The sequence below is a fragment of the Stenotrophomonas sp. KH_036_B genome (genome assembly GCF_057839485.1).
Genome location: NZ_CM174491.1, coordinates 1,793,264 through 1,814,198 on the forward strand (window position 1 = coordinate 1,793,264; position 20,935 = coordinate 1,814,198).

Below are 20,935 nucleotides of genomic sequence, written 5' to 3' on the forward strand. Positions count from 1 at the left end.
GCCCACATAGGGGTGGGTGGAGGCGGAGAGTCACCGCCAAGGATCCGGAAATGAACCAAGATCAGCCTGATATCGCATCCCAGAGCCCGGCCGGCGACGCCGCCCCGGGGGATTCCCTGCAGCAGCAGCTGGACGCCCTGCACAACGAGCTGGCCCTGCTCCGGTCCGAGTCGCTGCGCGAGCGCGCCGACCTGGACAACCAGCGCAAGCGCGTGGCCCGCGACGTCGAGCAGGCGCGCCGTTTCGCCAATGAGAAGCTGCTGGGCGAACTGCTGCCGGTGTTCGACAGCCTGGACGCCGGCCTTACTGCCGCTGGCGCCGAGGCCAGCCCGCTGCGCGACGGCCTGGAGCTGACCTACAAGCAGCTGCTCAAGGTCGCCGCCGAGAACGGCCTGCTTCTGCTCGACCCGACCGGCCAGCCCTTCAATCCCGAACACCACCAGGCCATCAGCCAGGTCGACGCGCCCGGCGCGGCGCCGGGCAGCGTGGTCCAGGTGTTCCAGAAGGGTTACGAGCTCAACGGTCGCCTGCTGCGCCCGGCGCTGGTCGTGGTTGCCCGCGATTGACCTGAACGCGTTCGGCCGCCATCGGACACAGCGTTCGATGGATGGCTTGAAAGTGTTCGCAGCGTCCCACACATCCCATTCATAACCCGGCAACTGCCGGATGTTCCCAACTTTCAGGAGTCTCCCCATGGGCAAGATCATTGGTATCGACCTCGGCACCACCAACTCGTGCGTGGCGATCATGGACGGCGGCAAGGCCCGCGTCATCGAAAATGCGGAAGGCGACCGCACCACGCCGTCCATCGTTGCCTTCACCAAGGACGGCGAAGTGCTGGTGGGTGCCTCGGCCAAGCGCCAGGCGGTCACCAATCCGAAGAACACCTTCTACGCCGTCAAGCGCCTGATCGGCCGCAAGTTCCAGGACGCTGAAGTCCAGAAGGACATCTCGCATGTGCCTTACAGCATCCTGGCCCACGACAACGGCGATGCCTGGGTGCAGAGCAGCGACGCCAAGAAGATGTCGCCGCAGGAAATCTCCGCCCACGTGCTGACGAAGATGAAGAGCACCGCAGAGGCGTTCCTCGGTGAGAAGGTCACGGAAGCGGTCATCACCGTGCCGGCCTACTTCAACGACAGCCAGCGCCAGGCGACCAAGGACGCCGGCCGCATCGCCGGCCTGGACGTCAAGCGCATCATCAACGAGCCGACCGCGGCCGCGCTGGCCTATGGCCTGGACAAGGCGGACAACAAGGATCGCAAGATCGTGGTGTACGACCTGGGCGGCGGTACGTTCGACGTGTCGGTGATCGAAATCGCCAACATCGACGGCGAGAAGCAGTTCGAAGTGCTGGCCACCAACGGTGACACCTTCCTGGGCGGCGAAGATTTCGACGCACGCGTCATCAACTACCTGGTGGAAGAGTTCAACAAGGACCAGGGCATCGACCTGCGCAACGATCCGCTGGCCCTGCAGCGCCTGAAGGACGCCGCCGAGCGCGCCAAGATCGAGCTGTCCACCAGCCAGCAGACCGAAGTGAACCTGCCGTACGTCACCGCCGATGCCTCCGGTCCGAAGCACCTGAACATCAAGCTGACCCGCGCCAAGCTGGAAGCGCTGGTCGAAGACCTGATCAAGCGGTCGATCGACCCGTGCCGCACCGCACTGAATGATGCGGGCCTGCGTTCGAGCGACATCAGCGACGTCATCCTGGTCGGTGGCCAGACCCGCATGCCGAAGGTGCAGCAGGCCGTCACCGAGTTCTTCGGCAAGGAACCGCGCAAGGACGTCAACCCGGACGAAGCCGTGGCACTGGGTGCGGCGATCCAGGGCGGCGTGCTGGGCGGCGACGTCAAGGACGTGCTGCTGCTGGACGTGACCCCGCTGTCGCTGGGTATCGAAACCATGGGCGGCGTGTTCACCAAGATCGTCGAGAAGAACACCACCATCCCGACGAAGGCCTCGCAGGTGTTCTCCACCGCCGAGGACAACCAGTCGGCCGTGACCGTGCACGTGCTGCAGGGTGAGCGCGAACAGGCCCGTTTCAACAAGTCGCTGGCCAAGTTCGACCTGTCCGGCATCGAGCCGGCCCCGCGCGGCCTGCCGCAGGTGGAAGTGTCCTTCGACATCGACGCCAACGGCATCCTGCACGTGTCGGCCAAGGACAAGAAGACCAACAAGGAACAGAAGGTCGAGATCAAGGCCGGTTCGGGTCTGTCCGAGGACGAGATCGCGCGCATGGTCGCCGACGCGGAAGCCAACCGCGAAGAAGACAAGAAGTTCCAGGAGCTGGTCCAGGCCCGCAACCAGGCTGACGCGCTGATCCACGGTACCCGTACCGCGATCAACGAGCACGGCAGCAAGGTCGGTGGCGATGTGATCGGCAAGGTCGAATCGGCCCTGGCCGATCTGGAAACCGCGATGAAGGGCGACGACAAGGTGCAGATTGAAGCCAAGTCGAAGGTGCTGGAAGAGGCCGGGCAGTCGCTGTTCGCCGCTTCGGCCGCGGCCGAGCAGGGCGCTGCCGCTCCGGGCGCCGATGCCGGTGCCGGCACGGGCAACGGTGCCCACGATGACGTGGTCGATGCCGAGTTCACCGAAGTCAAGGACGACAAGAAGTCCTGATCCGGACCAGACGCGGGACGTTGCGCAGGCAACGTCCCGTTGTCGTTTCCCCTAGTTCCTGACAACCGTACCGCGGTGTGTCGGGGGTGAATCCCGACTTCCGGATACCGATTCAAGCCATGAGCAAGCGCGACTACTACGAGGTGCTGGGCGTTTCCCGCACTGCGACCGAAGAAGAACTGAAAAAGTCCTATCGCCGTTGTGCGATGAAGTACCACCCGGACCGCAATCCGGGCGACAGTGCCGCCGAAGCCTCCTTCAAGGAGTGCAAGGAGGCCTACGAAACCCTGTCCGACGCCAACAAGCGCCGCATGTACGATGCCCACGGCCACGCTGCGTTCGAGCACGGCATGGGCGGTGGCGGTGGCGGTCCCGGTGGCCCGGACATGGGCGACATCTTCGGGGACATCTTCGGCAACATCTTCGGTGGTGGTGGTGGCGGCGGTCCGCGCCAGGCGCGTCGCGGTGCCGACATCGGCTACGTGATGGAGCTGGACCTGGAAGAGGCGGTGCGTGGCATCGAGCGCCGGATCGACATCCCGACCCTGGCCGAGTGCGACGACTGCCATGGCAGTGGTTCGGACGACGGCAAGGTCGAAACCTGCAGCGTGTGCCGTGGCCAGGGCCAGGTGCGCATCCAGCGCGGCATCTTCGCGATGCAGCAGGCCTGCCACAACTGCAACGGCCGCGGCCAGATCATCCAGAACCCCTGCAAGACCTGCCACGGCAACGGTCGCGTGGAGGAAGACAAGGTGTTGTCGGTGAAGGTGCCTGCGGGTGTCGATACCGGTGACCGCATCCGCCTGGCGGGCGAGGGTGAGGCCGGTCCGGCCGGCACGCCGCCGGGCGATCTGTACGTGGAAGTGCGCGTGCGCGAGCATGCGATCTTCCAGCGCGATGGCGACGACCTGCACTGCGAAGTGCCGATCCGTATCTCGCAGGCCGCGCTGGGTGACACCGTGCGCGTGGCCACGCTGGGTGGTTATGCGGAGATCCGCATTCCGGCCGAGACCCAGACCGGCAAGCTGTTCCGCATGCGCGGCAAGGGCGTGCGTTCGGTGCGCAGCCGCAGCGAAGGCGACCTGTACTGCCGCGTCGTGGTGGAGACTCCGGTCAACCTGACGGTCGAGCAGCGCAAGCTGCTGGAGCAGTTCGAGACCACCTTCACCGGCGAAGAAGCGCGCAAGCATTCGCCGAAGTCGGCGACCTTCATCGACGGGGTGAAGGGCTTCTGGGACCGGATGACGTCGTAAGTGGTTGGTTCCAACGATAACGAAAACGCCGGGCACGTCCCGGCGTTTTTTTTGGTTGTTTGCCTGATCGGGTGGAGCGCTTGAGCAGACGCGGCTGCCGGTGCGGCGAGCGCGGGGCCGCCTTTCCCTTGCCTGCGATTTTCCGTCCACAGCGGCTGCCGGTGGAGCGAGTGCGGGGCCGCCATACCCTTGCCTGCGAATGTCCCCCGGCGTCGGCCTTCGGCCGCCCCCTCCTCCTTTACTTCGCCGCAAGGGCATGGCGGCCCCGCACTCGCCCCACCGGCTTGCGTCGTGCTCCGGCTTTTCCCTGCGTGCCGCAAGCCGAGCCCCGTCGCGGCCGGCAGGTCCCTGGCAAAGTAAAGGAGGAGGCGGCGGCGCAGGCCGACGCCGGGGGACATTTGCATAGGGGCCTGCCGGCCGCGGCGGGGCCCTCAACGCTCGCGGCAGATCCGATCGAAGACATTGCGCCAAGCTTCAAGCGCATAGAAAAACGCCCCTTTTTTATGGGCGTAAAATGTGGGCATGAACGAATCCCTCGAAAGCCACCTCGTCCACGGGCGCCGCCAGCGCCCGGACGGTCCGTCGCCGGTCGACGTCATTTCGGTCCAGTCGCAGCTGGTGTACGGCCATGCCGGCAACAGTGCGGCAGTGCCGCCGCTGCGCGCGCTGGGTGTGCGTGTGGCTGAAATACCCACGACGCTGCTGAGCAATGCGCCGTTCTATTCGACCACGCGCGGCCGCGTGCTGCCGGCCGACTGGTTCGCCGAATTGCTGCTGGGGGCGACTGAGCGTGGTCTTCCGGCGCGCGCGAAGATGCTGGTGTCCGGGTATTTCGGCAGCGTCGGCAATGGCGCCGCCTTTGCCGACTGGCTCGACACCGTGCTGCCGGCCTCGCCGCAGCTGCGCTACTGCCTGGATCCGGTGATCGGTGACACCCATACCGGCCCCTACGTGGAGCCGGGCCTGGAAACGATCTTCGCCGAACGCCTGTTGCCGCATGCGTGGCTGGTCACGCCGAACGCGTTCGAGCTGGGCCGCCTGACCGGCATGCCCAGCCTGGCCGAGGCCGACGCCATCGCCGCCGCGAAGGTGCTGCTCGCGCGCGGACCGGAGTGGGTGCTGGCGCACAGCGTTGGCGGCGCGCCGGGACAACTGGTCACGCTGGCGGTCAGTCGCGATGCAATCTGGCGCTGGACCTCGCCGCACCTGCCGGTGGACGTGGCCGGCACCGGTGACGTGCTGATGTCGCTGCTGGTGGCTTTCCTGCTGCGCGGTGAGCGCTTCGAACAGGCCCTGTCGCGCTCCATCGCCGGGGTCCATGCCGCGCTGGAAGCCACGCTGGCCAACGACCATGAAGAGTTCGATGTGCTGGCCGCCGCGCCGGCCGCACTGGCGCAGCCCACCCGCTTCGTTCCCGAGCGCCTGGCGTGAGCCTGCGTCCGGTCGTTGGCATCGTTGGCAGTGCCGGCGCGTATGGGCGCTGGCTGCGCCAGTTCCTGCAGCAACGCATGGGCCTGGAGGTGATCGGCCATGATCCGGCCGACCCGCAGTCGCAGGACCCGGAGACCGTGCTCGCGCGTGCGGAGGTGCTGATCTTCTCCGCACCGATCCGCCACACCCCGGCGCTGATCGCCGATTACGTGACCCGTTCTGCAGGCCGCGAGGCTGGCCGCCTGTGGTTGGACGTGACCTCGGTCAAGAGCGCCCCGGTGGCCGCCATGCTCGCCTCGCAGGCGGAGGTGGTGGGGTTGCACCCGATGACCGCACCCCCGAAAGCGCCCACGCTCAAGGGCAGGGTGATGGTGGTCTGCGAGGCGCGCCTGTCGCACTGGCAGCCATGGGTGCAGTCGCTGTGTGACGCGCTGGAGGCCGAATGCGTTCGCGCCACGCCCGAACATCACGACCAGGTCATGGCGCTTGTGCAGGCGATGGTGCACGCCACCCATCTTGCCCAGGCTGGCGTGTTGCGCGAGTACGCACCGCTGCTGGGGGCGCTGCCGGCGCTGATGCCGTACCGCTCGGCCTCGTTCGAGCTGGACACGGCGATCATGGCGCGGATCCTGTCGATGAATCCGGCCATCTATGAAGACATCCAGTTCGGCAACCCGCACGTGGCGCCGATGCTGGATCGGCTGTTGGCGCAGCTGCAGCAGTTGCGGGGGCAGGTGGCGCAGGGCGACGATGCGGCGCGCGCGGCTTTCCGCGAACAGCTGCTGCATGACAACCGCGAGCACCAGGGTGAGGCCTTGCTGGCCGAAGGCAACTACACCTTCGAGCGGGTCGGCTACCTGCTGGCGGACCTGACCGAGCGCAATGCGATCAGTGTGCACCTGCCCGAAGACCGGCCGGGCTCGCTGCGCGAGCTGCTGCACGTGTTCGAGCGGCACGGGGTGAGCCTGGCCTCGATCCATTCCTCGCGCACGCCCGGCGGTGAACTGCATTTCCGGATGGGTTTCGTGGCCGGCAGCGATGTGCAGGCGATGCAGCGGGCCGCGGTGGAGATCGACGCCACCGGCATCGGTCGCGTCCTGCCTCGCTGACGCGACGCAACATTCATCCACAGGGGGTGTGGATGAGTTGCGCACAACCATGTGGATAACCGCGCGCAGCCCCCGGGGCACAACGCTGTCAAGATGGGTGGCTATTTATTGGCCAGCGACCCGTGGGCGCGCGCTGCCTACGTGCTCAGCGTAAGCTCACCGCCGCTGGTGCGGAACACGTGGCCGTCGCGGACAAGATGGCGGCCATCGGCGAGCTCATAGCGCGCATGCGCGTCGGATGATGCGTTGGCATCGCCGGCCGGCTCATCCTTGAATTCGATGATGACGTAGTCATCGCCATTGGCGTCGGTAGCGGGGAACTGACGGAACGACATGCAACACCTCCTTCAGCAACTGGGACATGGGGCGTGAGCACCATGCAACCTGGGCCGTTAGCGGTGTGTCATCAATCGATGAACTGCAGTTTCGCCAGTTCAGCGTACAGGCCGCCCTCGGCCAGCAGCGCCGCGTGCGTGCCCTGCGCGACGATGCGGCCGTGGTCCATCACCACGATCCGGTCGGCCTTGAGCACGGTGGCCAGGCGGTGCGCGATGACCAGCGTGGTGCGGCCGGCCATCAGCCGCTCCAGCGCCTGCTGCACGGAGCGTTCGCTCTGCGCGTCGAGCGCGCTGGTAGCCTCGTCCAGCAGCAGGATCGGCGCGTCCTTGAGCAGGGCGCGCGCAATGGCGATGCGCTGCTGCTGGCCGCCGGACAGGCGGGCGCCGCGTTCGCCCAGCTCGCTGAGGTACCCTTCGGGCAGCGCCTGAAGGAACTCGTCGGCTTCAGCCGCCTCGGCTGCCCGCTGCACCTCGTCGTTGCTGGCGTCCAGTCGTCCATAGCGGATGTTCTCGAGCGCACTGCTGGCAAACAGCGTGGGCTGCTGCGGGACCAGCGCCATCTGCGCGCGCAGCAGCGCCGGATCGACCCGGCGCACGTCCACGCCATCCACCTGCACGCTGCCGCTGGCGGGGTCGTGGAAGCGCAGCAGCATCGACAACACCGTGCTCTTGCCCGCGCCGGAAGGACCCACCAGTGCCACGGTTTCGCCGGGGCGCACATGCAGGTCGAAATGGGCCAGCGCGGCGGTGTCGGGCCGCTGCGGGTAGTGGAAGACCACATCCTGGAACCGGATCTCGCCGCGCAGCGGCTGCGGCAGCGGCAGCGGATCGGCCGGGGTGGAAATCTCGATGTCTTCCTGCAGCAGCTCGGCGATGCGGCCCATGCCGCCGGACGCGCGCTGCAGTTCGTTCCACACTTCCGCCAGCGCGCCTACCGAACCGCCACCGATCAGTGCATACAGCACGAACTGGCCCAGCGTGCCCGCGCTCATGCGCCCGTCGATGACGTCGTGCGCGCCCAGCCACAGCACGCCGACGATCGCCCCGAACACCAGCACGATGGCGGTGGCGGTCACCAGCGACTGCGCGCCGATGCGCCGGCGCGCGGCGCGGATCGACTCGGCCAGCGCGGCGTTGAAGCGGCCACGCTCGTACGGTTCGCGGGCATGCGCCTGCACCGTGCGTACCGCGCCCAGCGTTTCGGCGGCCAGGCTGTTGGCGTCGGCGATCCGGTCCTGGCTGGCGCGCGAAATGCCGCGCAGCCGACGCGCACCGATGATGATCGGCAGCACCGCCAATGGAATGCCCACCAGCGACCACGCCGCCAGGCGCGGGCTGGTCACGAACAGCATCACCAGGCTGCCCACTACCGTTACGCTGCTGCGCAGCGCCACGGACATGGTGGAGCCGATCACGCTGCGCAGCAGTTCGCTGTCGGCGGTAAGCCGCGAAACCAGTTCGCCGCTGCGGCTGCGGTCGTGGAACCCGGCACCCAGCGCGATCAGGTGGGCGTACAGGCGGCTGCGCAGGTCGGCCACGACCTTTTCGCCCAGCAGCGAGACGAAGAAGAAACGCGCGGCCGTGGCCAGCGCCAGCACCACCGCAACCAGGAACAACAGGGCGAAGGCGCGGTTGATCTGCCCATTGCTGTTGAAGCCATGGTCGATCATCTGCTTCACCGCCGGCGGCAGGCTCAGCGTTGCCGCCGATGACACCGCCAGCGCCACCAGCCAGGCGCTGAACAGCCCCGCGTGGCGGCGCACGAACGGCCACAGCGTGCCCAGGCTGCCAAGACGGCGCAGCGGAGGGGCTGGCGGGGAAGATGGGTCAGTCATGGGCAAGGCCTGGTTCGGTGCGCGGATGGATCCGGATACGATCACGGGTGGCGTCGCGCAGGCGGGTTTTCAATGGCTCGACCTGATCGGCGGGCAGGCGGAGGTGCAGTTCGACCCCGGCGGCGGTGAAGGATTCGCCCCGTTTTTCGGCACCGTGGGCGGCCAGCATCGCGTGCAGCGTGCCCAGGTCCTCGAAGCCGGCCTGCACGTCGAGTTCGGCAAGCGCCACCAGCGGCAGGCGTGGCGCGGTGCGCAGGCATTCGGCCGCCGTACCGCCGTAGGCCCGCACCAGGCCGCCCGCGCCCAGCTTGATGCCGCCGTACCAGCGGGTCACCACCACCATGACGCGATCGAACCCCTGGCCGTCGATCGCGGCCAGGATCGGCCGGCCGGCGGTTCCGGCGGGTTCGCCGTCATCACTGGAACGGTACTCGTTGCCGTGGCGGTAGGCCCAGCAGTTGTGGGTGGCGTCGGCCACGGCCACCTGCTGCAGGAAGGCCAGCGCATCGGGGGCCGCATCGATGGGGGTGGCATGGGCGACGAAGCGGCTGTGCTTTATGTCCAGGCTGTGGCTGACGGCGGTGGCGAGCGTATCGGACATCCCGGCCATTCTAGTGGGGATGGCGCGGTGCAGCGCCGCTCACGGATCGAGCAGCTGGCGCAGGTCGCGCGGCACGCGCACTTCCGGATAGTGCTGCAGATAGCGTTCCAGGCTGGCGCGCGCGGTGTCCACGTCACCGGCGTCGCGGCGTTCGCGGATGCGCTTGATCCACTGCGTGCGCGGCAGGGCGGCGTCGGCCTCGACGGCCGCATCCAGCGCACGCGCCGACAGCGCGCCGCTGGCATCGTCCTGGGCCGGTGCCGGACGCCTCATGATGCCCGCCGCGCCGGCGGTGCGCGCTGCCAGTGCAGGCGCAGGGGCAGCCTTGGCGCGCTCGCGCGAATCGGCCACCTGCGAGCCGGTGGCAGCAACGCTGTCCAGCTCGCTCTGTGTGTCTGCCAGCATCGCCTTGCTCTGTGGGGCGGGCGCGGCCATGGCGGGCGCCGGCGGGGGCGGGGGCGTTGCAGGCGCAGCCATCTCCTGCACCACCGCAGCGGCCGGGGGCGGTGGCAGCGGGACGGGCTTGGCGATGGGCTCGGCAGCGATCTCCGCCACGGCGGCGGGTGCCTGCGCGACCCTCGCCATCGCCGTCCCGGCGTCGCTCTGGGCAGCTGGCATCGGCGCGGCAGCCGTATCGACGGCGGCTTCGACGGCCGCTTCGGGCATCGCTGGCGGCGGTGCATCCGGCTTGAGCTGCCAGGCAATGCCCACCGCGAACACCAGCGACGCGGCGAGGCCGAACGCGGCCGGCAGGCGCGAACGCGGGCGGCGCACGGCACGCGGCGCGGCGGCTGCCGCCGGGGACGCAGCGGCGCTTCCAGCAGCCACGCCGGCGGGCTGCACCGCGGCGCGCGCGGCCGCGAGCACGGCGTCGTCCAATGCCGCCGACGGCGCGCTGGGCGCGGCACGCCCGAGCAGGCGGGCCAGCTCGCGTTCTTCCGGCGTCAGTGGTTCAGGGCGGTTCATGGGTTCAACTCCGCACGCAGCTTGTCCATCGCGTAGCGCAGGCGCGATTTGACCGTTTCCCGGCCGACGCCCGTGATCTCCGCGATCTCTTCCAGGCTCAGCTCCTGCTCCAGCCGCAACTGCAGCACCGTGCGCTGGTCGTCCGGCAGCTGTTCCATCGCCAGCTGCAGCCGGCGGCGTTGTTCGAAGTCGGACAGCTGGGTCTCCGGCGTGCGGCTGTCGCTCATCCGTGCCACCCGCTCGTCGGCATCGCCGGGCGCTGCGGGCCGGTGGCGTGACGCGCGCCAGTGGTCATTGAGCCGATTATGGGCAATGCGGAACAGCCAGGTGGTGAAGGCGGCCTCGGGCTGCCAACCGGCCCGCGCGGCAATCACCCGCTGCCAGACGTCCTGGAACATCTCGTCGGCCAGTGCGGCATCGCGCAACTGGCGCAGCAGGAAGCTGTACAGGCGGTTGCGATGGCGCGTGTACAGGGTCTCGAACGCGCGCAGGTCGCCCTCGGCCCAGGCCAGCATCAGCGACTCGTCGGTTGGCAGGGCAGGGGCATCCACGGCGCACAGAGTAAGCGCTGAATGCGCCTGCGCATAGCGGGCGGGCCGGGGGATGGGTTGGGCCAGGCCCTGCCTGGCCGCGCGTGCAGTGGGCATCGAAAGGGAGTGCCGGAACGGAGAACACAGAAAAGAACGTCCATCGGCGGCAAATGGGGTCGATGGGCTTCCACAGCCCCCCGGTGGGCGCGCTATGCTCGGCGCACAGGGGAGGTGCCGGTCTTCCGGCGCCAGAAGAGATCAACATGTTGGCCAGCCAGGTAGTGACGTCCTCGGGGCATCCTGACCGTGGCGCGGTGGTTTCCACCGCGCTTGCACAGGCGCTGTGCGCGCTGCTGCCTGCCGGCGCACAGGTGGCGCTGGGCTGGTCCGATGCGGGGCTGGGCGAGGGCTGCGTGGAGCAGCCGGCGACGGCATCGGCCGAAACCGCGCGTGTGGATGCACTGCTGGCGACGGTGCCTGCGCCCGACGGCCCGCTGCGCCGCTGGCAGCACCAGGGCGGGGAGCTGGCCATCCGTGCGCTGCTGCCCGACGGCGCGCCGCCGGACGAGACCTGGTGGGCCGTGGCGGCGCGCTGGCTGCAGGACGCGCTGGCCCTGGCCCGGCAGCGCGAGCAGATCAGGTCGCTGGAGACGTCCAAGCGTCTGCAGCAGGCGCTGTACGAAATCGCCGACCTGGCCGGTGCCGACCTGGAAATGACCGAGATGCTCCGGCATTTCCACCGGGTGCTCAATTCGCTGATGTACGCGCAGAACTGCTACATCGTCGAGTACGACGACGTGCGCCGGCGCATCCGCTTCCTGTACTTCGCCGACCAGCGCGACAGCTTCGTGGCCGATCCGGACCGCAGCTACGAAGAACATGAAATGCCGCGCAGCCTGACCTTTGCCCTGCTCCGTCATGGGCAGCCGCTCAGTGGGCCGTCCAATGAGCTGCTGGCGGCGATGAGTGACGAATACGACCCCAGCCGTGGCCCGGAAAGCCTGGACTGGCTCGGCGTGCCGATGCTGCGCGAAGGCCGCGTGTGCGGTGCGATCGTGGTGCAGAGCTACGAGCAGCGGGTGCGCTACAACGAGGCCGACCGCACCCTGCTGGGCTATGTGGCCCAGCACATCCTCACGGCGATGGACCGTCGCCAGGCGCAGGTGCAGCTGGAGCGCCAGGTCGAGCGGCGCACGTTGGAGATCCAGCGCGCCAACCACAGCCTGCAGGAGGAGGTGATCGAGCGCCGCCGTGCGGAGAAGCTGCAGCTGGCCCTGTTCAACATCGCTGAAATGGCGATGAGCGCCGGGAGCCTGGCGCAGTTCTACGTGCAGGTGCACGGGGTGGTCGGCACGTTGCTGGATGCGCGCAATTTCTACATCGCGCTGGTGGATGAAAGCGGCGAAGGGCTGGAGTTCGTCTATTCCGTTGACGAGTACAACCCGGCGCGCGCCTCCCGGCCGTTCAGCAAGGGACTGACCGAATACATCGTGCGCAACCGCCAGCCGCTGCTGGCCTCGCGTGCGCACATCGATGCGCTGCGCGCGTCCGGCAGCGTGAACGAGTTCGGCGCGCGTTCGCACTGCTGGCTGGGCGTGCCGCTGCTCAGCGACGACGACGTGGTCGGCGTGATCGTGGTGCAGAGCTACTCGCCGGAGATCAGCTTCACCGCGCACGACCAGCGCCTGCTCACGTTCGTGGCACAGAACATCGGCAACGGACTGGCCCGCCAGCGCGACCAGCAGGACCTGCGCAACGCGCATGCGGACCTGGAGAAGCGGGTCGAGGAGCGCACCCGCGAGCTGGCCGAGGTCAACGACAAGCTGCTCGGGCAGATCGGCGAGCGCCTGCGTGCCGAACAGCGCCTCACCCACCAGGCCCTGCACGATGCGTTGACAGGATTGCCCAACCGCGCGCACCTGCTGGACAGCCTGGAGGACGCCATCGCGCGTGCCCGGGGCCGTGGCGGCCTGCGGTTCGCGGTGCTGTTCCTGGACCTGGACCGCTTCAAGCTGGTCAACGACAGCATCGGCCACGCGGCCGGCGACCAGATGCTGGTGGAGGTCGCCAAGCGCATCGTGTCGATGGTGGGCGCCGACGACGTGGTCGCGCGGCTTGGCGGCGACGAATTCGCGATCCTGCTCGAGTGCGAGCGCGGGCTGGAATCGGCGCGGGAGTTCTCGCAGCGCATGCTGGTGGCGCTGGAAGAGTCCATGTGGGTGCAGGGGCGCGAGTTGTTCCCCTCCGGCAGTCTGGGCATCGCGATGTGGAGCCCGCGCTACCGCAATGGCGAGGAGATGGTGCGCGACGCCGATGCGGCGATGTACCGCGCCAAGGCGCAGGGCAAGGATCGCTGCGCGGTGTTCGACGAGGCCATGCGCGAGGAGGCGCTGCGCAGCCTGGACCTGGAGGCCGACCTGCGCCGGGCCATCAACAACCGCGATTTCGTGCCGTACTACCAGCCCATCGTGCGCCTGCAGGACGGCGAGGTGGTGGGCTACGAGGCGCTGCTGCGCTGGAAGCATGAACGCCGCGGGCTGCTGCTGCCCAGCGCGTTCCTGGACCTGGGCGAGGAAAGCGGGCTGATCGAACAGGTGGACTGGCTGCTGTATGAGGACGTGATCGGGCAGCTTGCGCGCGGTGGCGAAGGCTATCTTTCGGTGAACGTGTCGCCGCGGCACTTCCGTTCGGCCGACTTCAGCACGCGCCTGTTCGGCCTGATCGAGGCGGCCGGCGCCGATCCGCGCCGGCTGCGGCTGGAGATCACCGAGGTGGCCCTGCTCGACGACGGCCCGCGCACGCTGCGCATCCTGCAGGCGCTGCGCGAGCGCGGCGTGCTGGTCCAGCTGGATGATTTCGGCACCGGTTTCTCAGCGCTGTCCTACCTGCACCGCTTCCCGATCTCAACGCTGAAGATCGACCAGAGCTTCATCGCCGGGCTGCATGGCCAGGACATCCAGAGCACCTACGCGCTCGTGCAGGGCGTGCTGTCGCTGGCGCGCACGCTGGGCATCGAGACGGTGGGCGAGGGCATCGAGAACATGGCCCAGCGGCAGACGTTGCTGCAACTGGGCTGCGATTACGGCCAGGGCTACCTGCTGGGCCGCCCTGCACCGATGGACACGTTCGTTTGAATCACACCAGCGCGTTGCGCCGCTTTTCGTCGATCCACTTCGACGCCTGCGCCGGCTCATAGGCGCGCATCCAGTCCAGCATGGCGTCGATGTCCGAGCCGTACCAGAGGTCGGCTCGCTGTGCCGGGTGCAGGAAGCGCTCTTCGACCATGCGGTCGATCATGCCGATCAGCGGGGCGTAGAAGCCGTCCACGTCCAGGAAGGCGCAGGGCTTGTTGCCGATGCCGAGCTGGCGCCAGGTGAGCATCTCGAAGATCTCTTCCATGGTGCCGAAGCCGCCGGGCAGGGCGACGAAGGCGTCGGAGAGCTCGAACATGCGCGACTTGCGTTCATGCATCGAACCGACGATCTCAAGCTCGGTCAGGCCGCGGTGGGCCACTTCCCAGTCCGCCAGCTGCTGCGGAATGACCCCGGTCACTTCGCCGCCGCCGGCCAGCACGGCATTGGCGACGGTGCCCATCAGGCCCACATTGCCGCCGCCGTAGACAAGGCGCAGGCCATCGCGGGCGATGCGGTCGCCCAGCGCGATGGCGCGTTCGGTGTAGACGGGCTTGCTACCGGCGTTGGAGCCACAGTAAACGCAAATCGACTTCATTGGATCTTCCTGGAAACCCCCGCCGATGACCGATGAACCGGTTTCGTGGCGGGGTAGGTTGCGTGATGCGGGCGCGGATTATCGCATGACGTGGCAGTACGACCCTCTACGTGCGCAGGAAGATCCGGAGACGTCAGGCGGCTTCCGATTGTTCCCTGCGCGGTCCTTCCTTCAGCGCACGGCCCACCAGGCCCACCAGCAGGTCCAGCTCCTCGCTGTCCATGCCGAAGTGCGGGGTGAACCGCAGCGAATTCTCGCCGCCGTGGATGACATTGATGCCATGGTTGCGCAGCCATTCCTCGGTGGAATGGGTGCCATAGCACTTGAACTGGGGCGCCAGCTCGCAGGAGAACAGCAGGCCGGTGCCCTGGACCTTGGTGATCAGCCCGCCCAGCTCCGCCTTGAGCTGTTCGAGCTTGCGCACCGCTTCTTCGCCGCGGACGCGGATGTTGTCGCGCACGTCCGGGGTCAGCAGCGACAGCGTGGCGCAGGCCACGTCCAGTGCGCGCGGATTGGACGTCATCGTGTTGCCGTAGATGCCCTTGCGGTACAGCTGCGCCGCGTGTTCGGTGACCGCCAGGACCGAGAGCGGGAACTGCGCCGCGTTCAGGGCCTTGGAGTAGGTCTCCATGTCCGGCACGTCCAGGCCTTCGAAGCCCGGGTAGTCCACGATCGACAGCACGCCATGCGCGCGCAGGCCGGCCTGGATGGAATCCAGCAGCAGCAGGCTGCCGTGCTGGCGGGTGAGCTCGCGGGCCAGCGCGTAGAACGACGGCGGCACCGAGCGGCCGGGGTCGCCTTCGCCCATCACCGGCTCCAGGAACACCGCTTCGATGAACCAGTGGTTCTGCTCGGCCTCGGCGAACACCCGCTTCAGCGCGTCCTCGTCGTAGGGCGCGATGGCGATGACGGTATCCTCGCCGCGATAGCTGGCCAGGTGCTGCATGTAGGTCTTGCGGCTGGAATCGGAGTACAGCCCCGGGCGGTCGGTGCGGCCGTGGAAGCTGCCCTTGACCACCACGCGCTTGATCCGGGCGCCGGCATGGCGGGCACCGGGGTCGGTCTGCAGCTTGGCATTCACGTCGGCGATGCGCGCGGCCAGGCCGACCGCTTCGGAACCGGAGTTCAGGCACATGAAGTGGCTGTACGGGCAGCCGCCACGGCGGTGCCCGATCTCGCGCCGCAGCGCCTGGATGAAGCGCTGCTGGGACAGGTTCGGGGTCATCACGTTGGCCATCACCTGCGGGGCGGACATCGCCTCGAGCACCGGCGCCGGGGTGTGCCCGAAGCCGAGCATGCCGTAGCCACCGGCGTCGTACAGCACCGCACCCTTGAGCGTGACCACCCACGCGCCGCGGGCGGCGAGGGCGACGTACGGGGTCACCGCGTCATCGGCATAGAAATTGACGAAACCGTCCTGCATGGCCTCGATCTGGGCACGCTCATCCAGCGGCAGAAGGGCCGCCAGATCGGCGCGGACGCGCTCGAATTCGGCGGCGGCAGCCTCCACCGCGGCAACCAGCTGCGGGTGGCCGGCGGCCAGGCGGTCGAGGGTCGCGTCATCCAGGCCGGCGGTGAGACGGGTGCCGGGCTGGGCGCGCAGGGGGGCGAGGCGTTCGATGAAGCTCATTGCAGATCTCCTGACACGATTGGCGGCACGGCGGAAAAGCAAAACGCGCGTCTATTCGCGCGCGCTTCGGGCATTCCTGCTCGTGCATCAGACTTCCGGTTCGATGCTAGCACGCGGTTTTTCGCGCGATAACCCCGGCGAAAACTGTTGCATAGCAGCATTTTGCGCGACGTTTGCTGTCACTCGCATGGCCACCGAGGGCCAGTCGTACAATGCGCGACATTGTCGACCTGTTGCCGTGCGCTCCCTTGAAGAAGTCCGATTTCCATTACGACCTGCCTGCTGAACTGATCGCCCAGGCCCCGCTCGCCGAGCGTTCGGCCAGCCGCCTGATGCTGGTGCCGCAGGCGCCGGCGCCCTTCGAACACCGCCAGGTGCGCGACCTGCCGGGGCTGCTGAACGCCGGCGACCTGCTGGTGTTCAACGACACCCGGGTCATTCCGGCGCGGTTGTTCGGGCAGAAGGCCAGCGGCGGCCGGGTCGAGATCCTGATCGAGCGCCTGCTCGGCGGCCAGCAGGCCCGGGCCCAGGTGGGGGCCAGCAAGTCGCCCAAGCCGGGCAGCCGGATCGCGCTGGATGCCGGCGGCGAGGTCGAGGTGCTGGGCCGTGACGGCGAGTTCTACGTGCTGCGCTTCCATGTGCCCGAGGCATTGGAGCAGTGGCTGCTGCACGCCGGCCGGCTGCCCTTGCCGCCGTACATCCAGCGCGAGCCGGGCGTTGACGACCGCGAGCGCTACCAGACCGTGTTCGCGCGTGAAGTCGGTGCCGTGGCCGCACCTACCGCCGGCCTGCATTTCGATGAGGCCCTGCTGGCGACGCTGCAGGCGCAGGGCGTGGACGTCGGCCACGTGACCCTGCACGTGGGGGCGGGCACCTTCCAGCCGGTCCGGGCCGACGACCTGAAGGACCACGTGATGCACCGCGAATGGCTCAACGTGGGTGCCGAGCTGGTCCAGCAGGTGCGCCGCACGCGCGCCGCCGGCGGCCGGGTGATCGGCGTGGGCACTACCGTGGTGCGCGCGCTGGAAAGCGCCATGCGTGAGGGCGAGCTGCTGCCGTACGCAGGGGAAACCCAGATCTTCATCACGCCCGGGTACCGGATCCGCAGCGTGGACGCGATGATCACCAACTTCCACCTGCCCGAGAGCACGCTGCTGATGATGATCTCGGCCTTTGCCGGCCAGGCCCGCGTCTTCGAGGCCTACCAGGCCGCGATCGAGGAAAAATACCGGTTCTTCAGCTACGGCGACGCCATGCTGCTGTTCCCGCAGGCGGATTGAAGGCGGGCACGGTCATTTTCGGCGACAATAGGCAATTATTTGCCCGAATGACCGTTCCATGTCCCGACTCCAGTTCCAGCTCCAGACCACCGACGGGCGCGCCCGCCGCGGCCGCCTGACCTTCCCGCGCGGAACCGTGGAAACCCCGGCGTTCATGCCGGTGGGCACCTATGGGTCGGTCAAGGGCATCCTGCCGGAGCAGATCCGTGCGCTGGGCGCGGAGATCATCCTGGGCAACACCTTCCACCTCTATCTGCGCCCGGGCCTGGACGTGATCGCCGACCATGGCGGGCTGCACGGCTTCGCGCGCTGGAGTGGCCCGATCCTCACCGATTCGGGCGGTTTCCAGGTGTTCTCGCTGGCCCACCGCCGCAAGATCACCGAACAGGGCGTCACCTTCGCCTCGCCGACCGACGGCGCCCGCGTGTTCCTCGGGCCGGAAGAGAGCATGAAGATCCAGAAGGTGCTCGATTCGGACGTCGTGATGATCTTCGACGAGTGCACCCCGTACCCGGCCACCGAGCCGGTGGCGCGCACCTCGATGGAACTGAGCCTGCGCTGGGCGCAGCGCAGCCGCAACGCGCACGATGCGCTGGGCAACGATGCGGCGCTGTTCGGCATCGTCCAGGGCGGGGTCCATCACGACCTGCGCAGCCGCTCGGCCGAGGGCCTGCAGCAGATCGGCTTCGACGGCTATGCCATCGGCGGCCTGGCCGTGGGTGAGCCCGAGCACGAGCGCAACGCCATGCTCGACCACATGCATCCGATCCTGCCGGCCGACCGCCCGCGCTACCTGATGGGGGTGGGGCGCCCGGAAGACCTGGTCGAAGGCGTCGCGCGCGGGGTGGACATGTTCGACTGCGTGATGCCCACCCGCAATGCCCGCAACGGCCACTATTTCACCTCGTTCGGCACCGTTCGCATCCGCAACGCGCGCTACGAGCGCGACATGGACACCATCGAGCCGGGCTGCGGCTGCCATGCCTGCACCAGCGGCTACACCCGCTCGTACCTGCGCCACCTGGACCGCTGCAATGAAATGCTGGCGCCGATGCTGGGCACCATCCACAACCTGTATTACTACGAGAAACTGATGGCCGACATGCGTGCGGCCATCGCGGCGGGAACCTTTACGGCCTTCCGCGAGTCGTTCTACACGGCCCGGGGCATGGCCACGCCGTCGCTGTAACGCACGGCCCGACCCCGGATCCGGCGCGCCGACCGTGCCGAACGGCCCAAGGACGAAGTCCCGGGGCCGTGGCATACTTCGCGGCTGACCACTGTTTCGCGGCGACATCCAGCCCCACAAGGGCCGGGCGCCTCCCAACCCAAGGACACACCATGAACCTGCTCGCCTTCCTGATCCCCGCCGCACACGCCCAGGCCGCTGGCGGCCAGCCGCAGGGCTTCGGCCTGACCACGCTGCTGTTCCCGATCATCCTGATCGCGATCATGTACTTCCTGATGATCCGCCCCCAGATGAAGCGCCAGAAGGAACACAAGGCGATGCTGGAGAAGATCAAGATCGGCGACGAAGTGCTGACCAATGGCGGCATCGCCGGCGTGGTCAAGGCCATCGGCGACAACTTCATCACCATCGAAGTGGCCGACAACGTGAACATCCGCGTGCAGAAGGGCGCCGTGGGCAACGTGCTGCCGACCGGCACCCTCAAGTCGGCCAACTGAGCCGTTCCCTTTCCGATGCACAACCGCGGCGCCGGGACTGGCGCCGCGCAGGAACCTGGCAATGCTTGAATTTCCACGCTGGAAGTACGTCGTCATCCTGATCGTACTGGCGCTCAGCACCCTGTATGCGCTGCCCAACATCTACCAGAAAGACCCCGCCGTGCAGATCACCGCCAACCGTGGCGGGCAGGTCGACAACGCCCTGCGCGATCGCGTGCTGGCCGACCTCAAGCAGGCCGGCATCAGCACCGTCGGCGCGGAGGTGGAGGGTGACAGCCTGATCGTGCGCCTGACCGACCTGCAGACGCAGGCGGCCGCCAGCGAGAAGCTGCGCGACAGCGTGGGCGAAAACTACACCGTGGCCCTGAACCTGGCCTCGACCGTGCCGGACTGGCTGTCCAGGCTGGGTGGGCGCCCGATGGTGCTGGGCCTTGACCTGCAGGGCGGCGTGCACTTCGTGCTGCAGGTGGACCAGAAGGCCGCGGTCGACAAGCGCATGGACGCCTACGCCGAAGACGTGCGCGGTACGCTGCGCGAGTCGCGCGTGCCGTTCCAGTCGGTCGAACGCCGTCCGGACAATTCCATCGTGGCGTCGCTGAGCCCGTCCACTGACGATGCCGCCGTGGAGCGTGCCCGCGTGGCGCTGGCCAAGGCACAGCCGACGCTGGGCTATGACGTGGTCGGCAAGCGCATCACAGTGACGGTGCCGGAATCGGAGCTGAGCCAGATCACCAACGGTGCGATCGAGCAGAACATCAACACGCTGCGCAACCGTGTAAACCAGCTGGGCGTGGCCGAACCGATCATCCAGCGCCAGGGTGCCGACCGCGTGGTCGTGCAGCTGCCGGGCGTGCAGGACACCGCCGAAGCCAAGCGCATGATCGGCGCCACCGCCACGCTGGAATACCGTGCCGTGGTGGAAGGCAACGCGCAGGACGCGATCGCCTCGGGCCGCATTCCGCCGGAAGCCAAGGTGTACCAGCGCCGCGACCAGGGCGGGCCGATCCTGCTGAACAAGCGGGTGATCGTCACCGGTGACCAGATGGTGGCCGCCCAGGCCGTCACCGATGCCACTACCGGCACCCCGTCGGTCAGCGTCACGCTGAACAGCGTCGGCGGCCAGCGCATGTTCGACTTCACCAGTGCCAACGTGAACAAGCCGATGGCCGTGGTCTACACCGAGCGTGTGCCGACCGTGACCGAGGTGGATGGCAAGGAAGTGCGCAGCTTCCGCGTCAACGAGGAAGTGATCTCGGTGGCCAACATCAACGGCGTGTTCGGCAAGCAGTTCCAGACCACCGGTCTGGAGAAGAAGGAAGCCGAAGACCTGGCCAAGCTGCTGAAGTCCGGCTCGCTGGCCGCACCGATGGACTTCGTCGAAGAGCGCGTGGTCGGCCCCAGCCTGGGTGCCGAGAACGTCGAGCGCGGCATCACCGCGGTCATCTACGCGTTCATGTTCACGCTGATCTTCTTCACCGTGTACTACCGCATGTTCGGCCTGATCACCTCGGCCGCGATGCTGTTCAACCTGCTGATCGTGGTGGCGGTGATGTCGCTGTTCGGTGCCACGATGACCCTGCCTGGCTTCGCCGGTCTGGCGCTGTCGGTCGGCCTGTCGGTGGACGCCAACGTGCTGATCAACGAGCGCATCCGCGAAGAACTGCGTGCGGGGGTGCCGGGCAAGACGGCCATCGTGACCGGTTACGAGCGTGCCAGCGGCACCATCCTCGACGCCAACCTGACCGGTCTCATCGTCGGCGTGGCCCTGTTTGCCTTCGGCACGGGTCCACTGAAGGGCTTCGCCCTGACGATGATCATCGGCATCTTCGCCTCGATGTTCACGGCGATCACCGTATCGCGCGCGTTGGCGACGCTGATCTACGGCCGCCGCAAGAAGCTCCAGAACGTGGCCATCTGAC

17 protein-coding genes are annotated in these 20,935 nt (G+C 67.9%); 10 read left to right on the forward strand and 7 right to left on the reverse strand.

Annotated elements, in window-relative coordinates:
• The first annotated feature begins 50 nt into the window (after positions 1–50).
• The 5 genes from grpE to AC3ITN_RS08325 all read left to right on the forward strand — a co-directional run bounded on the left by grpE (position 51) and on the right by AC3ITN_RS08325 (position 6,421).
• On the forward strand, positions 51–566 hold the full coding sequence (grpE, locus tag AC3ITN_RS08305; RefSeq protein WP_313344157.1) for a nucleotide exchange factor GrpE: 516 nt from the start codon (positions 51–53) through the stop codon (positions 564–566).
• A gap of 127 nt (positions 567–693) precedes the next feature.
• A complete protein-coding gene (dnaK, locus tag AC3ITN_RS08310) occupies positions 694–2,628 on the forward strand; it encodes a molecular chaperone DnaK (RefSeq protein ID WP_489392633.1) in 1,935 nt (644 codons plus the stop codon).
• A gap of 119 nt (positions 2,629–2,747) precedes the next feature.
• On the forward strand, positions 2,748–3,881 hold the full coding sequence (dnaJ, locus tag AC3ITN_RS08315) for a molecular chaperone DnaJ (RefSeq protein WP_313344161.1): 1,134 nt from the start codon (positions 2,748–2,750) through the stop codon (positions 3,879–3,881).
• A 522-nt stretch (positions 3,882–4,403) separates the two neighbouring features.
• A complete protein-coding gene (pdxY, locus tag AC3ITN_RS08320) occupies positions 4,404–5,312 on the forward strand; it encodes a pyridoxal kinase (RefSeq protein WP_489392634.1) in 909 nt (302 codons plus the stop codon).
• Positions 5,309–6,421: a prephenate dehydrogenase gene (locus AC3ITN_RS08325; RefSeq protein ID WP_489392635.1), complete on the forward strand. Its 1,113-nt coding sequence runs from the start codon at positions 5,309–5,311 to the stop codon at positions 6,419–6,421. The genes pdxY and AC3ITN_RS08325 overlap by 4 nt, the downstream gene beginning before the upstream one ends.
• 137 nt (positions 6,422–6,558) lie before the next feature.
• Here the strand turns inward: AC3ITN_RS08325 and AC3ITN_RS08330 are convergent, their stop codons facing one another.
• The 5 genes from AC3ITN_RS08330 to AC3ITN_RS08350 all read right to left on the reverse strand — a co-directional run bounded on the left by AC3ITN_RS08330 (position 6,559) and on the right by AC3ITN_RS08350 (position 10,712).
• A complete protein-coding gene (locus AC3ITN_RS08330) occupies positions 6,559–6,756 on the reverse strand; it encodes a hypothetical protein (protein WP_313342482.1) in 198 nt (65 codons plus the stop codon).
• Positions 6,757–6,827: 71 nt separating this feature from the next.
• Positions 6,828–8,594: an ABC transporter transmembrane domain-containing protein gene (locus AC3ITN_RS08335; protein WP_489392636.1), complete on the reverse strand. Its 1,767-nt coding sequence runs from the start codon at positions 8,592–8,594 to the stop codon at positions 6,828–6,830.
• Positions 8,587–9,195 (reverse strand): IMPACT family protein, encoded by a 609-nt coding sequence (locus AC3ITN_RS08340; protein ID WP_313342487.1) that lies wholly within the window; start codon positions 9,193–9,195, stop codon positions 8,587–8,589. The genes AC3ITN_RS08335 and AC3ITN_RS08340 overlap by 8 nt, the downstream gene beginning before the upstream one ends.
• Before the next feature lie 39 nt (positions 9,196–9,234).
• Positions 9,235–10,161: a hypothetical protein gene (locus AC3ITN_RS08345; RefSeq protein ID WP_489392637.1), complete on the reverse strand. Its 927-nt coding sequence runs from the start codon at positions 10,159–10,161 to the stop codon at positions 9,235–9,237.
• Positions 10,158–10,712, reverse strand: coding sequence for an RNA polymerase sigma factor (locus AC3ITN_RS08350; RefSeq protein WP_489392895.1), 555 nt, complete (start codon positions 10,710–10,712; stop codon positions 10,158–10,160). Before AC3ITN_RS08350 ends, AC3ITN_RS08345 begins: the two co-directional genes overlap by 4 nt.
• A 242-nt stretch (positions 10,713–10,954) precedes the next feature.
• Here AC3ITN_RS08350 and AC3ITN_RS08355 point away from each other — a divergent pair, with 242 nt between their 5' ends.
• A complete protein-coding gene (locus tag AC3ITN_RS08355) occupies positions 10,955–13,825 on the forward strand; it encodes a bifunctional diguanylate cyclase/phosphodiesterase (protein ID WP_489392638.1) in 2,871 nt (956 codons plus the stop codon).
• A gap of 1 nt (position 13,826) precedes the next feature.
• Here AC3ITN_RS08355 and AC3ITN_RS08360 read toward each other — a convergent pair whose 3' ends face one another.
• Together AC3ITN_RS08360 and AC3ITN_RS08365 are read right to left on the reverse strand one after the other, a co-directional pair.
• Positions 13,827–14,420, reverse strand: coding sequence for an LOG family protein (locus AC3ITN_RS08360; RefSeq protein WP_313342495.1), 594 nt, complete (start codon positions 14,418–14,420; stop codon positions 13,827–13,829).
• Positions 14,421–14,553: 133 nt separating this feature from the next.
• Entirely contained in the window at positions 14,554–16,050 is a 1,497-nt protein-coding gene (locus tag AC3ITN_RS08365; RefSeq protein ID WP_489392639.1) for an aminotransferase class III-fold pyridoxal phosphate-dependent enzyme, read from the reverse strand.
• A gap of 212 nt (positions 16,051–16,262) precedes the next feature.
• On the opposite strand from AC3ITN_RS08365, the gene queA reads away from it, so the two are divergent.
• The 4 genes from queA (at position 16,263) to secD (ending at position 20,934) form a co-directional block, all read left to right on the forward strand.
• A complete protein-coding gene (gene queA, locus AC3ITN_RS08370; protein ID WP_489392640.1) occupies positions 16,263–17,330 on the forward strand; it encodes a tRNA preQ1(34) S-adenosylmethionine ribosyltransferase-isomerase QueA in 1,068 nt (355 codons plus the stop codon).
• Positions 17,331–17,388: 58 nt separating this feature from the next.
• Positions 17,389–18,519, forward strand: a complete 1,131-nt coding sequence (gene tgt, locus AC3ITN_RS08375; RefSeq protein ID WP_313342502.1) for a tRNA guanosine(34) transglycosylase Tgt — start codon at positions 17,389–17,391, stop codon at positions 18,517–18,519.
• Positions 18,520–18,671: 152 nt separating this feature from the next.
• Positions 18,672–19,016: a preprotein translocase subunit YajC gene (gene yajC / locus AC3ITN_RS08380; RefSeq protein ID WP_313342504.1), complete on the forward strand. Its 345-nt coding sequence runs from the start codon at positions 18,672–18,674 to the stop codon at positions 19,014–19,016.
• Positions 19,017–19,077: 61 nt separating this feature from the next.
• The gene (secD, locus tag AC3ITN_RS08385; RefSeq protein WP_313342507.1) at positions 19,078–20,934 is read left to right on the forward strand and encodes a protein translocase subunit SecD; all 1,857 of its coding nucleotides are present in this window, start codon (positions 19,078–19,080) and stop codon (positions 20,932–20,934) included.
• Position 20,935 lies beyond the last annotated feature (1 nt).